The sequence below is a fragment of the Microvirga lotononidis genome, assembly GCF_034627025.1.
Classification (GTDB): domain Bacteria; phylum Pseudomonadota; class Alphaproteobacteria; order Rhizobiales; family Beijerinckiaceae; genus Microvirga; species Microvirga lotononidis.
This window is the reverse complement of sequence record NZ_CP141048.1, coordinates 2,427,705-2,441,406: the sequence shown is the minus strand read 5'-3', so window position 1 is coordinate 2,441,406 and position 13,702 is coordinate 2,427,705. Positions and strand designations below refer to the sequence as shown.

Annotated in this window: 14 protein-coding genes; 13 read left to right on the top strand and 1 reads right to left on the bottom strand. The window is 65.7% G+C overall.

What is annotated here, in order from left to right:
- Positions 1–200 precede the first annotated feature (200 nt).
- The 6 genes from U0023_RS11585 to U0023_RS11560 all read left to right on the top strand — a co-directional run bounded on the left by U0023_RS11585 (position 201) and on the right by U0023_RS11560 (position 4,758).
- Complete coding sequence (locus U0023_RS11585; RefSeq protein WP_009493006.1) at positions 201–662, top strand: hypothetical protein; 462 nt, start codon at positions 201–203, stop codon at positions 660–662.
- 10 nt (positions 663–672) lie between these two features.
- Positions 673–1,359: a MotA/TolQ/ExbB proton channel family protein gene (locus tag U0023_RS11580; RefSeq protein WP_009493007.1), complete on the top strand. Its 687-nt coding sequence runs from the start codon at positions 673–675 to the stop codon at positions 1,357–1,359.
- Positions 1,359–1,805, top strand: a complete 447-nt coding sequence (locus U0023_RS11575; protein ID WP_009493008.1) for an ExbD/TolR family protein — start codon at positions 1,359–1,361, stop codon at positions 1,803–1,805. The genes U0023_RS11580 and U0023_RS11575 overlap by 1 nt, the downstream gene beginning before the upstream one ends.
- A 31-nt stretch (positions 1,806–1,836) precedes the next feature.
- Positions 1,837–2,694, top strand: coding sequence for a TonB family protein (locus tag U0023_RS11570; RefSeq protein ID WP_009493009.1), 858 nt, complete (start codon positions 1,837–1,839; stop codon positions 2,692–2,694).
- A gap of 244 nt (positions 2,695–2,938) precedes the next feature.
- Positions 2,939–4,543, top strand: coding sequence for an FAD-dependent oxidoreductase (locus U0023_RS11565; protein WP_009493011.1), 1,605 nt, complete (start codon positions 2,939–2,941; stop codon positions 4,541–4,543).
- Entirely contained in the window at positions 4,540–4,758 is a 219-nt protein-coding gene (locus U0023_RS11560; RefSeq protein WP_009493012.1) for a DUF2783 domain-containing protein, read from the top strand. Before U0023_RS11565 ends, U0023_RS11560 begins: the two co-directional genes overlap by 4 nt.
- Positions 4,759–4,767: 9 nt before the next feature.
- On the opposite strand, the gene U0023_RS11555 is transcribed toward U0023_RS11560, so the two are convergent.
- On the bottom strand, positions 4,768–5,640 hold the full coding sequence (locus U0023_RS11555; protein WP_009493013.1) for a MurR/RpiR family transcriptional regulator: 873 nt from the start codon (positions 5,638–5,640) through the stop codon (positions 4,768–4,770).
- A gap of 102 nt (positions 5,641–5,742) precedes the next feature.
- Between U0023_RS11555 and U0023_RS11550 the strand changes: the two genes are divergently transcribed.
- Genes U0023_RS11550 through U0023_RS11520 form a run of 7 tightly spaced genes read left to right on the top strand, consistent with a single transcriptional unit; the run spans position 5,743 to position 13,589 of the window.
- Positions 5,743–7,353: an ABC transporter substrate-binding protein gene (locus U0023_RS11550; RefSeq protein WP_009493014.1), complete on the top strand. Its 1,611-nt coding sequence runs from the start codon at positions 5,743–5,745 to the stop codon at positions 7,351–7,353.
- A 42-nt stretch (positions 7,354–7,395) separates the two neighbouring features.
- A complete protein-coding gene (locus tag U0023_RS11545; protein ID WP_009493015.1) occupies positions 7,396–8,373 on the top strand; it encodes an ABC transporter permease in 978 nt (325 codons plus the stop codon).
- A complete protein-coding gene (locus tag U0023_RS11540) occupies positions 8,370–9,272 on the top strand; it encodes an ABC transporter permease (protein WP_009493016.1) in 903 nt (300 codons plus the stop codon). Before U0023_RS11545 ends, U0023_RS11540 begins: the two co-directional genes overlap by 4 nt.
- Positions 9,269–10,252: an ABC transporter ATP-binding protein gene (locus U0023_RS11535; protein WP_009493017.1), complete on the top strand. Its 984-nt coding sequence runs from the start codon at positions 9,269–9,271 to the stop codon at positions 10,250–10,252. Before U0023_RS11540 ends, U0023_RS11535 begins: the two co-directional genes overlap by 4 nt.
- Positions 10,249–11,253, top strand: coding sequence for an ABC transporter ATP-binding protein (locus tag U0023_RS11530; RefSeq protein ID WP_009493018.1), 1,005 nt, complete (start codon positions 10,249–10,251; stop codon positions 11,251–11,253). The genes U0023_RS11535 and U0023_RS11530 overlap by 4 nt, the downstream gene beginning before the upstream one ends.
- The gene (locus tag U0023_RS11525) at positions 11,250–12,122 is read left to right on the top strand and encodes a hydrolase (RefSeq protein WP_009493019.1); all 873 of its coding nucleotides are present in this window, start codon (positions 11,250–11,252) and stop codon (positions 12,120–12,122) included. Before U0023_RS11530 ends, U0023_RS11525 begins: the two co-directional genes overlap by 4 nt.
- A gap of 48 nt (positions 12,123–12,170) precedes the next feature.
- A complete protein-coding gene (locus tag U0023_RS11520; protein ID WP_009493020.1) occupies positions 12,171–13,589 on the top strand; it encodes a M20 family metallopeptidase in 1,419 nt (472 codons plus the stop codon).
- The last annotated feature ends 113 nt before the right edge of the window (positions 13,590–13,702 follow it).

The following is a 13,702-nucleotide window of genomic DNA, read 5'->3' as shown; positions in this document are numbered from 1 at the left end:
GGAAAAATTACTTTGAAGCTCTTTTAAGGAAGCGAATTCCATCCCGATCTCAAGGCCGTAGCGGGTCTTTTAGAACGCCTCTGATCTTCTCCTAACCCCTTGATCGACTTACGTTCTTTCCGATACTTCATCGGCCGCCCCGGGAAAGCTCCCGGCCCTCAGGCGCCAACTGATCCGCCGATGTGAAGGAGAACGCGTTCATGGGCACGAGCACCTGGAATGATCCCGGATATGCATCCGGCAGCATCCTCGCCTGTCTGGCCCTGTTCCTGCCTTTCAGCGGAACGGCTCTCGCCCAGGACAATGCCTCGAGTCCTCTCCGCATCGAGTTGAACAGGATCGAGGCCGCAGGCGAAAGCTGCCGGACTTATTTTCTCATCGACAACCAGAAGGGCGAGAGCTGGAAGTCCCTGAAGCTCGATCTGTTCGCTCTGGACACCGACGGCATTGCGGCCAAGAGGCTCGCCGTGGAAGTCGGTCCGGTGCCCCGCCGCAAGACCCTGATCAAGCTGTTCGATTTTCCCGGGCTGGCCTGCCCGCGCGTCGGGCGCGTCCTCCTCAACGACGTCCTGACCTGCGACGGCGCGAGCGCCGCGCGGGAGGAGTGCCTGTCCGCCATCGAGACGGCCTCGAAGGTCGATTCCGTGTCCTTCGTGAAGTGAGATTGTGATCATGAACGAGATCATGCCCGCGGCCGCGCACGACATGTCCTTTCTCGGGCTGTTCCTGCAGGCCGACCCGATCGTCAAGAGCGTGATGATCCTGCTCGTCCTCGCTTCGCTCGGCTGCTGGACCATCGTGTTCGAGAAGCTCCTGCGCCTCGGCAAACTCCGCCGCCAGGCCCGCGCCTTCGAAGCCGCGGCGCGCTCGGGCGACAGGCTCTCCCCGCAGATGGCCGGCGCAACGGGCCGGATCGTCACGGCGGGCCACGAGGCATGGCGCGACCAGGACGCGTCCGAGAGCCGCGCCGAGCGGCGAGAGCGCATTGAGCGCGCCATGCGGGCGGCGCTCTCCGCCGACATGCGCCGGCTCCAGGTCGGCCTGCCGTTCCTGGCCACCATCGGTTCGGCCGCGCCCTTCATCGGGTTGTTCGGCACGGTCTGGGGCATCATGAACTCGTTCTCGGCCATCGCGGCGAGCCAGGACACGAGCCTGTCCGTCGTGGCTCCCGGAATCGCGGAAGCGCTGTTCGCCACCGCCATCGGGCTCGTCGCTGCCATTCCGGCCGTGATCGCCTACAACAAGCTCACGACCGATCTCGGCCGCCTGCAGCAATCCTTCGCGGCCGGCATCACGGCGCTCGGCGACCGCTTGGCGCGTGACCGCAAGCTCCACGTTCGTGCCGAGGCGGCGGAATAATGGGCATGGGACCCATCCGGGCGCAGGACACGGAGGACGAGTTCGGAACCGCTCCCCTGTCGGAGATCAACGTCACGCCGCTCGTAGACGTGATGCTCGTCCTGCTCATCATCTTCATGGTGGCCGCGCCCCTCATGACTGTGGGCATACCCGTGCAGTTGCCGAAGACGGCCGCGCCGAAAGTCGCGCAGCCGAAGCAGCCGGTCGTGGTCACCATAGATGCGCAGGGGCAAGCCTTCCTCGACAAGGAGCCGCTGGCGCCCGAGACCATGATGCCGCGCCTGCGGGCGCTTGCGAGCATCGAGCCGGGCCAGGTCGTGCTCGTGCGAGGCGACAGGGCCGTTCCCTATGGCCGCATCATCGAGATCATGGGGCAGATCAACGCGGCGGGATTCAGCCGCGTCTCCCTGGTCGCGCAGGCCCCGGGCGGACCGGCGACGCCATAGATCCTGAACCCCTCCGATGTCCGTTCAAAGCATGAGATCGCCCCAGGAACCGAGCCGGCTCGGTATCGCCTTCGCCACGGCGCTGCTCCTGCATGGCACCGTGCTGACGGCCGTGACGTTCTGGCCGTCCGACAAGGCCGAAGCGCCCGGCGAGCAGGAGATCACCATCGACCTCGCTCCTGCCATGGAGGAGCTCGTATCGGTGGCGCCGTCGCTGGAGCAATCCCAGGAGGTATCGCCCGTCGAAACGGAATCGCCGCCGATGGAATCGGAAACCATCGCAGAGCAGCCGCCCGAAGAGATCATCGAGGCCCAGCCTCAGGACGTGACCGAAGCAGCGCCTGTCGAAGCGGTTCCGCTCGAACAGGAAATTGTCCCGACGGAAGCCGTCATCCTTCCGCCGCCCGAGGCGGTGGTCGCCAAGCCTCTCGAAGAGAAGCCTGCGCCCAAGCCTGAGAAGAAGCCGCCACCGAAGCCGGTGGAGCGCAAGCCCCCTCCACGCCGGGCCGTTGCGGAACCGAGACCGCGTCCGTCCGACGAGCGCCAGGGACAGGCCTCGGCTTCCCGTGAGAACATGGGCGGACAAGCGGCCTCGGCCGATCCGACCGCGCGCAATCGCTATCTGACGAGCCTCGTGGCGTCGCTGCGCAATCGCCTGCGCTATCCGGACGTCGCGCGCAGCCAGGGCGTCACGGGCATTGCCACCGTGCGCTTCACCATGGACCGGTCGGGCCGCATCGTCGGCGCATCGCTCGTCCGGAGCGCGGGGCACCCGGCGCTCGATCAGGCTGCGCTTGCCGCGGCGAGCCCCGGATCCTCCCTGCCGCCGATCCCGGACTTCATTCCGCAATCGACCTTCACCGTGCCGCTCCGCTTCAACCTGCGCTGAGCCCTGCCCCGTCCCGGCGATCTTGACGGTTACAATCTCGAGACTGACCCTGTCCGTCAGCAGCGCAAACAGCCGTCGGCGGCAGAAGACCGATGGTGTGGATTGCGCGGAACGACAGGGAGAAACGTCATGGCCGAAAGGCTTATGCCTTGATCCGTCCTCTCCGTGCTACGGCCACGGGCCAAACCCATTCCGCCATGATCGGCGACCGCACCCGCGTGGCCGTCGATGCAAAGGCCACGCCATGAACACCCGCAAGATTCTCTACCAGTTCGGCTACCGCCGCTGCGCCGACCAGGATCGCCCCTCTCCCGCCCGGCATCCCGTGATCGTCGTCGGCGCGGGTCCCGTCGGTCTTTGCACCGCCATCGATCTGGCGCAGCGCGGCGTCTCGGTCGTACTCCTCGACGATGCGGATCGGATCGGTGAAGGCTCGCGCGGCATCTGCTATGCCAAGCGCACCCTCGAGATCCTCGACCGGCTCGGCGTCGCTAAGCCCTGCCTCGAGAAGGGCGTGACCTGGAAGCTCGGCAAGGTGTTCCAGCGCGACGATCAGCTCTACGCCTTCGATCTTCTGCCCGAGGACGGGCACAAGATGCCGGCCTTCATCAACCTGCAGCAATATTATCTCGAACACGCGCTCGTGGAGCGCGCCGCCGAACTGCCGCATCTCGACATCCGCTGGCGTAACAAGGTCATCGGCCTCAAGCGCCGGAACGACGGCGTGACGCTCACCGTCGAGACGCCCGAGGGCTCTTACGATCTCGATGCCGATTGGGTGGTGGCGGCCGACGGCGCGCGCTCCGCCTTGCGCGGAATGCTCGGGCTCGATTTCAGAGGCGAGGTCTTCGAGGATCGTTTTCTGATCGCCGATGTGAAGATGAAGGGCGATTTCCCGCCCGAGCGCTGGTTCTGGTTCGATCCGCCCTTCCACGACGGCCGTTCCGCCCTCCTCCACAAGCAGCCGGACGACGTCTGGCGCATCGACCTGCAGCTCGGCCCCGATGCCGACGCGAAGGCCGAGCAGGCGCCTGAGCGCGTGATCCCGCGCATCCGCCAGATGCTGGGGCATGACGCGTTCACGCTCGAATGGGTATCGGTCTACACGTTCCAGTGTCGGCGCCTGGAGCGCTTCGCGCATGGCCGCGTGGTCTTCGCCGGCGACGCCGCCCATCAGGTCTCACCCTTCGGCGCGCGCGGCGCCAATTCCGGCATCCAGGACGCGGAGAACCTCGCCTGGAAGCTCGCACTCGTAATCCGGGGCGAAGCGCCGGAGAGCCTGATCGAGACCTACGATGCCGAACGCTCAGCCGCCGCCGACGAGAATATCGGCCATTCCACCCGCTCGACGGATTTCATCGCGCCGCGCTCCGCCCAGGAACTGCGCTTCCGCGATGCGGTGCTCGCTCTCGCGCGCCACGCGCCCTTCGCCAAGCGCATGGTGAATTCCGGCAGACTGTCCATGCCGTCGACCTATGAGACGCCTCTGTCGACGCCGGATGCGGATGAATGGTCGGGCTCCGTCCGCCTCGGCGCGCCGTTGCCCGATGCTCCCATGCGCAATGGCCACGATCAGACCGTCTGGCTGCTCGAAGCGCTGGACGGTGAGGAGACGCTCATCCATGTGCCCAACGGCGGCACGCCGCCCGCCGGCCGGCGCGTTCTTGTCATCGGACATGACCTGATCGACCAGGACGGGTTCTTCGCCCGGCGTTTCGACGCGACGCCCGGCAGCACCTACCTGATCCGCCCGGATCAGCACCTCGCGGCGCGCTGGCGCCACACGACACCGGAAGCGATCGAGCGCGCCTCCCGCCGCCTCAAAGGTCTCGACGGAGAACACGCATGAGCGTCCTGGTCACCGAAAGCCGCTTTCCCGATCCCGATCGCGCCTACCGGGCCCTGATCGAGGCGCATCGCGGATTGTCGGACGAACAGAGCGCCGCGCTCAATTCGTCCCTCGTGCTGATCCTCGCCAATCATATCGGCGACGTGGCCGTGCTCCAGGATGCACTTGCGCTCGCAAGGCAGAGTCTGGAGCAGGCGCGATCCTCGCCGGAATAGAACGGCTCGTTACTGATAGAACGTCCAGAGAAGATTCTCGCTGAGTTCCTTCAGAGCCTCGACGGCATCGGGCCGCTCGCGGGCCACCGCGGCCACGATCGCATCGGCAAGCGCGAAGGCGGCGGTCGGCGAATTCGGCAGCAGCCTATTCCTCGCCGGAGCGAACAGGGTGATGTCCGCGATGGGGACGAGCGGAGAACTCGGTCCGTCCGTCAGGGCCATGACCGTCGCCCCGCGGTTCTTGGCGAGTTTCGCCAGATCGACGGTTCCCCGTGAATAACGTGGAAGCGAGATGGCGAGCACGAGATCGTCCTCCCCCACGTTCATCAGGTGCCTGACGGCTTTTTCAGCGCCCCCACGGGACGACGCGAAGATCACGTTCGCGTCGAGATAGAGCGTCAGCCCCTCGTCGAGATGGGCCGCCACATGGTGGCTCGCGCCGGATCCGACGATGAAGATGCGGCGGGCGCGGAGCAGCACGTCCATGGCCCGGGTGCAGGTTTCCTCGTCGACGGCCGCGAGGGTCTCGTCCAGATTGGCCGCCTGATCCTTGAGCGCCGTCACGAAGGTCGCGAAGGCGGAGCTTTTCGTGCTGTGGGCATCGGCGAAACTGTCGACGGGCGCCATGGCGAGGCGGAGCGCCTCCGACAACGCCGCCCGGAATTCGCTGTAGCCGGCATAATTGAGCGCGCGAACGAAGCGCGTCACCGTCGCCGTGGAGGCGCCGCTGCGCTCTGCGAAACCCTCGATCGTCATCGTCGCCGTCTCGAGGGGGTTCTGAAGCACGAAGTCCGCCGCGCGCCGGTGCGCTTCGCTGAGCGAGGCGTAAACGACCGCGATTCGGTGAGCCAGATCCGTCGTCGGCTTCAAGACTTGAGACACGCGGGCTCCAGACTGGTTGACGTCATAAAATTTTCATGATTTTTAATCTGAGAAAATAAATCTGTCAAAAGGCAGCCACCAAGGGAACCGGAGAGAGATTCAATGCGCCGTCCACTAGTATTCGCCTTCGTCGCCAGCACCTGTCTGCTCAGTGCTCCCGCATGGGCTCAGTCGCTCAAGATCGCACTCAGCTCGGAGCCGACCGCGATCGACCCACACTATCACGATCTGACGCCGAACAACGCCCTCGCGGCTCATATCTTCGACGGATTGACCAAGCAGGACGAGCAGCAGAAAGTTCTGCCCAGCCTTGCGACGTCCTGGGAGAACGACGGCCAGAACCGCTGGACCTTCAAGCTCCGTCAAGGCGTGACCTTCTCCAACGGCAAGCCTTTCACCGCTGACGACGTGATCTTCAGCTTCTGCCGCACCCTGAAGAACGAGACGGCGATCGCAGGCTCGTTTGCCGACATCACGGGCAACTTCACGGCCGTCGAGGCGCCCGATCCGCAGACCATCGTCATCACCACGAAGGCGCCGGACCCGCTGCTGCCGAATTTCCTTTCGAGCATCGCCATCCTGAGCTCGTCGATTCTTCCGCATGACAAGCTGGCTTTCGACGTCGCCAAGAACTGCGGCGTCACCGGACCGTGGCCCGTCGTCGGCGACTTCAACGACGGCAAGCTCGCCATCGGCACAGGCCCCTACAAGTTCAAGAGCTACACGAAGGGGACGAGTGTCGAACTCGAACGCAACGACAAATACTGGGGCCCGGCGGAGCCTTGGGCCAACGTGACGTTCGTGCCGGTCCCCAATGCCGGTCCGCGCCTCGCAGGCCTGCTTGCCGGCGACTACGACGTGATCGAGAACCCGGCTGCGCGCGACGTGGCCCGCATCAAGGACGACAAGCGCTTCGGCCATGTCATCACGCCCTCGACCCGCGTCATCTACTTCCAGCTCGACGTGGAGCGCGAGCCGAGCCCGCTCGTGAAGGCCGAGAACGGCAAGAACCCGTTGAAGGATCCGAAGGTGCGCAAGGCGATGTCGCTTGCCATCGACCGTGACGCCATCATCAAGCGCATCATGGACGGCGCCGCCGAGCCGGCCTATCAGTTCCTGCCCAACGGCATGTTCGGCGCGCTGGAGAACCCGCCGAAGCTCGCCTACGATCCGGCTGCGGCGAAGAAGCTCCTGGCCGAGGCCGGCTATCCCAATGGCTTCCAGATCACGCTCTCGACGACCAACGACCGCTACATCAACGACAGCCAGATCACGCAGGCCGTCGCCCAGTACCTGACGCAGGTCGGCATCCGCTCCGAAGTGGACGCCATGGCCCGCGCCATCTACTTCCCGCGTCGCGCCAAGAAGGAATTCAGCGTGGCTCTCGGCGGCTGGGGCTCCACGAGCGGCGAGGCCTCGTCCTTCCTGAAGCAGTGGGCCGCAACGCCGGATGAAGCGAAGACCATCGGAGGCTCGAACTACGGCGGCTATGCCGATCCGGAATTCGACAAGCTGATCCGCACGGCGATCACCACCCTGGATGACGCCAAGCGTGCGGAGATTCTCAAGCAGGCGGGCGTGAAGGTCATCGAAGGCGGCGCGTTCATTCCGCTGCATTTCGAGAGCACGATCTGGGCCTACAAGGCGAACCTGAAGTATACCGGCCGCGCGGACCAGTTCACGATGGCCATGCAGGTCAAGCCCGCGAAGTAAGCAAGCCATGAACGAAGCCGCGAGCAGATCGGAACGCGTCACATGACGGCCTACATCCTGCAACGTCTGATCCAGAGCGTCCTGGTTCTGCTCGCGGTTTCCGTCGTGGTCTTCCTCGCCGTCTACGGCATCGGAGACCCGATCGAACTTCTGGTCCCTCCGCAGGTCAGCGCCGCCGAACGCACGGCGATGATCCAGCGCCTGGGACTCGATCTGCCAGTCTGGCAGCAATATCTCGCCTTCCTGGGCAAGGCTCTGAAAGGCGACCTCGGATATTCCTTCGTCCACGGTGTTCCAGCGGTCGACCTCATCCTGGCGCGGTTGCCGGCCACCTTCGAACTCGTTCTCCTCGCCATGAGCTTTGCGGCCGCCATCGGCGTTCCGCTTGGTCTCCTGGCCGGCCTCAACCCCGAGAGCCGTCCCAGCCGCGCCATCATGGCCGGGACGATCCTGGGCTTCTCCCTTCCGAGCTTCTGGAAGGGCATGATGCTCATCCTGCTCTTCAGCGTGTTCCTCGGATGGCTGCCCACGGCAGGACGCGGAGAGACGGTTTCCGTGTTCGGATTTCCCACGAGCCTGCTGACGCTCGACGGGTGGAAACATCTCGCCTTGCCGGCCCTGAACCTCGCCATTCCCAACATGGCCCTGATGATCCGCCTCGTGGCGGCGGGGACCACGGAGGCGATGACGCAGGACTACGTCAAATATGCCCGTGCCAAGGGTGTGCGCAGCAAGCGCATCGTCGGGCGGCACGTGCTGCGAAACATCCTGATCCCGGTCGTGACCGTCGCCGGCATGGAATTCGGCAGCCTCGTGGCCTTCTCGACCATCACCGAGACCGTGTTCGCATGGCCGGGCATGGGCAAGCTCCTCATCGACAGCATCTATCAGCTCGACCGTCCCGTCGTGGTCGCCTACGTGATGCTCGCAACGCTGCTTTTCGTCGCCGTGAACTTCCTCGTCGACATCCTCTACGCGGCGCTCGATCCCCGCGTGAAGCTGACGGGAGAAATGGCATGACCGCTTCGAGAATGGTAGCGGCCGACGCCGATACGGTGTTGCGCCACAAGGTCCTGCGCCGGATCAAAAGCCGCCCGACGACACGCGGCGCAATCGTCCTGCTCGGGATCCTCCTGCTGCTCGCGCTGCTCGCGCCCTTCATCGCGCCGCAGAACCCGCACGACCTCGCATCGCTGAGCGTGATGGACAACCGCCTGGAGCCCGGCGCGCAGGGCATGACCGGCATCACCTACTGGCTCGGCACCGACGCGCAGGGCCGCGACATGCTCAGCGCCATCCTGTACGGCCTCCGGACCAGCCTGCTGGTCGGCCTGGCATCCACCGCGGGCGCGCTCGCCATCGGAGTCCTCGCCGGGCTCGTCGCGGCCCAATTCGGCGGAGCCATCGATGCGGCGATCATGCGCGTCGTCGACTTCATGCTCGGCTTCCCGTCGATCCTGATCGCCCTCGTGCTTCTCGCGTCCATCGGGCGCGGCGTCGACAAGGTGATCATCGCCATCATCCTGGTGCAATGGGCGCAATATGCCCGCCTGATGCGCGCCGCGGCCCTTGTCGAGCGGCGTAAGGAATATATCGAGGCAGCGGTCAATTTCGGCCTGCCGACGCGCCACATCATGCTGGCGCATCTCCTGCCGAACTCCATCAGCTCCGTTCTCGTCGTCTCGACGATCAGCATCGCGAACGCGATCACGCTGGAAGCCACCCTGTCCTTCCTCGGTGTCGGCGTTCCGGTGACGCAGCCTTCCCTCGGGCTCCTGATCGCCAATGGGTTCGAGTTCCTGCTCTCGGGCGAATACTGGATCGCGGCCTTCCCGGGCATCGCCCTCGTATTGCTGATCATGTCGCTCAATCTCGTGGGCGAGCGCCTGCGCCGAAGCTTCAATGTGAGGGGCCAATGACCTCCCCGCTGCTCGAAGTTCGCGGCCTGCGGACCGTCTTCCACGATCTCGCCGGCGCGTGGCCCGCCGTCGACGGTGTCGACCTGGTCGTGCGGCCGGGCGAGATCGTGGGCCTCGTCGGCGAGTCCGGCTCGGGAAAGTCGGTGACCGGTTTCTCCCTGGTCCAGCTGATCGACGCTCCCGGCGAGATCGTTGCCGGCGACGTCCTGTTCAAGGGGGAAGATTTGCGCCGTGCATCCGACGAGCGCTTGCGCCATCTGCGCGGCGACCGCATCGCGATGATCTTTCAGGATCCGTTGATGACCCTCAACCCGGTCCTCACCATCGGCGAGCAGATGTGCGAGGCCATCCTGGAGCACCGGTCCTGCAGCATGCATGACGCCCTGGCGGAGGCGTCGCGAGCCCTGTCCCGGGTCGGCATCTCGTCTCCGGACGCGCGCCTGAAGCAGTATCCGCACGAATTCTCCGGCGGCATGCGCCAGCGTGTGGCGATCGCGACGGCCCTCCTGAACGGCCCCGACCTGATCATCGCCGACGAGCCGACGACGGCGCTCGACGTCACGATTCAAAGCCAGATCCTGTTCGAGGTCCAGAAGCTCAGCCGCGAGACCGGCACGGCGGTGCTCTGGATCACACACGACCTCGCCGTCGTCGCCGAGCTCGCCGACCGGGTCGCCGTCATGTATGCGGGGCGGATCGTCGAGACGGGAACCGTCGACGACGTTCTCGACCGTCCCCGCCATCCCTACACGCTCGGCCTGCTCGGCTCCTCGGCCGCGACGGTTGCTCCCGGCGAGCGGCTGAGGCAGATCAATGGAGCGGCGCCCAGCATTGACGCGCGCCCGAGCGGATGCCCATTCCGTCCGCGATGCGAGCGCGCCCTGCCGGTCTGCGCGCAGATCGATCCTCCGTCGCAGGTCATGAGCAACGGGCAGAGCTATCGCTGCCACAACCCCGTGCCCGAAGGCTCCGCCCTATGACCGAACCCTTCTTCGAGCTGCGCGGCGTCAAGAAATACTTCCGCGGCAAGGCGACGCTCGCGCAGCGCATTCTGGCCGCGACCGGAAACCTTCCGCCGCCGCCCGTGCTGAAAGCGGTCGACGGCGTCGACCTCACCGTGACGCGGGGCGAGGTTCTCGGCCTCGTCGGCGAATCCGGTTGCGGCAAGTCCACGCTGGCACGGGCCGCGACCGGCATCACCAAGCCCAGCGCCGGAGACATCGTTTACGAGGGACGTCGCGTTGCCGAACTGCGCGGCAAGGACCGGCTGGACTATCTCCTCAAGGTCCAGATGGTGTTCCAGGATCCCTATGCCTCGCTCAATCCGCGCATGCAGGTGCGCAACATCGTCGGAGAGGCACTGCGGGTTCATGGGCTTCTGCCGAAGAGCGAGATCGACGCGGCCGTCGACAAGGCCTTGACCGAAGTCGGCCTCGATGTCGCCTACCGCAACCGCTATCCGCATCAGTTCTCCGGAGGCCAGCGCCAGCGCATCGGCATCGCCCGCGCGCTCGCGGTGAAGCCCGGCTTCCTGGTCTGCGACGAGCCGGTCTCCGCGCTCGACGTCTCGATCCAGGCGCAGGTCATCAACCTGTTCATGGATATCCGCGAGAAGCACGGGCTGACCTATCTGTTCGTCAGCCACGACCTGGGAGTCGTGCGCCACATCAGCGACCGGGTCGCGATCATGTATCTCGGGCGCATAGTGGAGATCGGGCCGGCTTCCGCCGTCTTCGCCCAACCGGCCCATCCCTACAGCGCGGCACTCATCGCGGCGAGCCCTTCCACGGAGCGGCGCAAGCGCGCCTTCCAGCCGCTCAAAGGCGAGCTGCCCTCTCCCCTGGCACCGCCCAGCGGCTGCCCGTTCCACCCTCGCTGCGAGCACGCGATGGCGAAATGCCGTGACGTTCGCCCGGTCCTGAAGGAGATCGCTCCGGGACGCAGCGCAGCCTGCCATCTCCACAATTCGGACACCCCATGACGACAACCACGCTTAGCCCCGAGACCGGCCGCAGCACGCTTCCCTTCGTCGACGCGCATCACCCCGACAGGCAGATCGACGTCAACTTCTACCGCCCGGCCGGCCATGGTCCCGACGATCCGGTCGTCATCGTCCAGCACGGCATGCTCCGCAACGGCGACGAGTATCGGGATTTCTGGATTCCCGCCGCCGAGAAGCACCGCATCCTGATTGCAGCGCCGACCTTCTCCGATGCGTCTTTTCCAGGCCCGGAATCGTACAACAACGGTCTGGTCATAGGGAGCGACGGAAGCACAAGCCCTGTCGAGAAGTGGCTCTACGCCGTCCCGGCCCGCGTCTTCGCGGCCCTGCAGAAGGGCGGCGTGACGCGCCGCCAGAAGGCGCGACTCTTCGGTCACTCGGCCGGGGGGCAGTTCGCGCACCGGATGCTCGCCACGCAGGACCATGGATCGTTCGATGCGGTCGCCGCAGGTAATCCGGGCTGGTACACCCTGCCGACTTTGGAGCGCAGCTTCCCTGAAGGGCTCGGCGGTCTCGGCCTCGATGAAACCAGCATGGCTCGCTGGTTCGCCTATCCCATGCACATCTTCGCGGGCGATCAGGATATCAGCACCGACGACCCGAACCTGCCGGCCCAGGCGGAAGCCCTGCGGCAAGGGCCGCATCGCTATGCGCGTGCGCAGTTCGTCTACGATTTCGCGCGCCGCGAAGCCGAACGTCTTGGACTTCCGTTCCATTGGAAATTGATCCACGTCGAAGGAGTGGGCCATGACGGTGCCGCCATGTCTCGCGCGGCCGCCGCTTACTGGTTCGAGGGGCGCATTCCATCGGCTGACGAGTTGATCACCGCCGAAGTGGGCGCATTGTAACGCGGCAGAGCTGCGACGACCGTTCACGACCCGATTCTGGAGCAAGACATGAACGTCCGAAACGAGATCTGGCAGCATGTGGATGCTGCGAAGAGCCGCCTCATCGAATTGAGCGACCGCATCTGGGGGATGCCGGAGGTCTGCTATACCGAGGTGCGCTCGGCCGCCGAGCATGCCGCGGAACTGCGCCACCAAGGCTTTCGCGTCACCGAAGGTGTCGCGGGCATTCCGACCGCCGTCATCGGCGAAGCCGGCGACGGCGGTCCGGTCATCGCATTCCTCGGCGAGTACGATGCCCTTCCGGGGCTCAGCCAGGAATCCGGCGTCGCGGAGCATCGTCCCATCGAGGCCGGCGGCCATGGCCACGGATGCGGCCACAATCTCCTGGGATCGGGCGCCATGCTGGCCGCCGTCGCTCTGAAGAACTGGCTTGCGGAGAAAGGCATTCCGGGCCGCGTCCGGTATTATGGCTGCCCGGCCGAGGAAGGCGGCGCGGCCAAGGCCTTCATGGTGCGCGCCGGCGCCTTCGACGATGCCGATATCGCGATCTCCTGGCATCCCTACAGCTTCTGGGAGGTCGCGCCCGCCTTGTCGCTGGCCAACACCCGCGCCGACTTCGCCTTCAGGGGCCGCGCGGCTCACGCGGCTGCATCGCCCCATCTGGGCCGCAGCGCACTCGACGCCGTCGAGCTGATGAATGTGGGCGTGAACTACATGCGCGAGCACATGCCCTCGGATGCCCGTGTGCATTACGCCCTGCTCGACACGGGCGGCATCGCGCCGAACGTGGTGCAGGCTTACGCCCGCGTGCGCTATTCGATCCGCGCCATGGATCTCCAGGGCATGCTCGACCTCGTCGAGCGCGTGCACAAGATCGCCCAGGGAGCCGCGCTCATGACGGAGACCAGCGTCGAGATGCGCATCGTCAGCGCAGTCTCGAATACGCTCGGGAACACGCCGCTGGAACATGCGCTGCACAACGCCATGGAAGAGCTCGGAGCGCCGCCGTTCGACGATTCCGACCGTGACTTCGCCCGCAAGATCCGCGCGACCCTGTCGGACCAGGAGATCGCATCCGTCTACCGCGCCATCGGCCAGCCGAGGACCGATGCTCCCCTGGCCGATTTCCTGACGCCTCTCGACTCGCCGCGCAAGCCCATGATCGGCTCGACCGATATCGGCGACGTGAGCTGGGTGGTTCCCACCGTGCAGGCCCACGCGCCGACGGTTGCGATCGGTACGCCGTTCCACACGTGGCAGGTCGTGGCCCAGGGCAAGATGCCGGCGGCGCACAAGGCGATGGTGCATGTCGCCAAGGCGATGGCCGCGACCGGCATGGCCGCGATCACCGACCCGTCCCTGATCGCCGCCGCCAAGGCGGACCTTGCAGAGAGAACGCGGGAAACCCCGTATGTGAGCCCGCTTCGTGAAGGCGTCGAGCCGCCGTTGGATATGTCGCGCGGCTGAGCTTTTCCTGACCGCGGATTCTCGCGGAGTTGAACAGGTTGTCGGCCCATGTGCCCCCTCTCGGTTGAAGCGACCGAGAGCGTGTTCCTGGGCCGCCACACCGACAGGGGTTC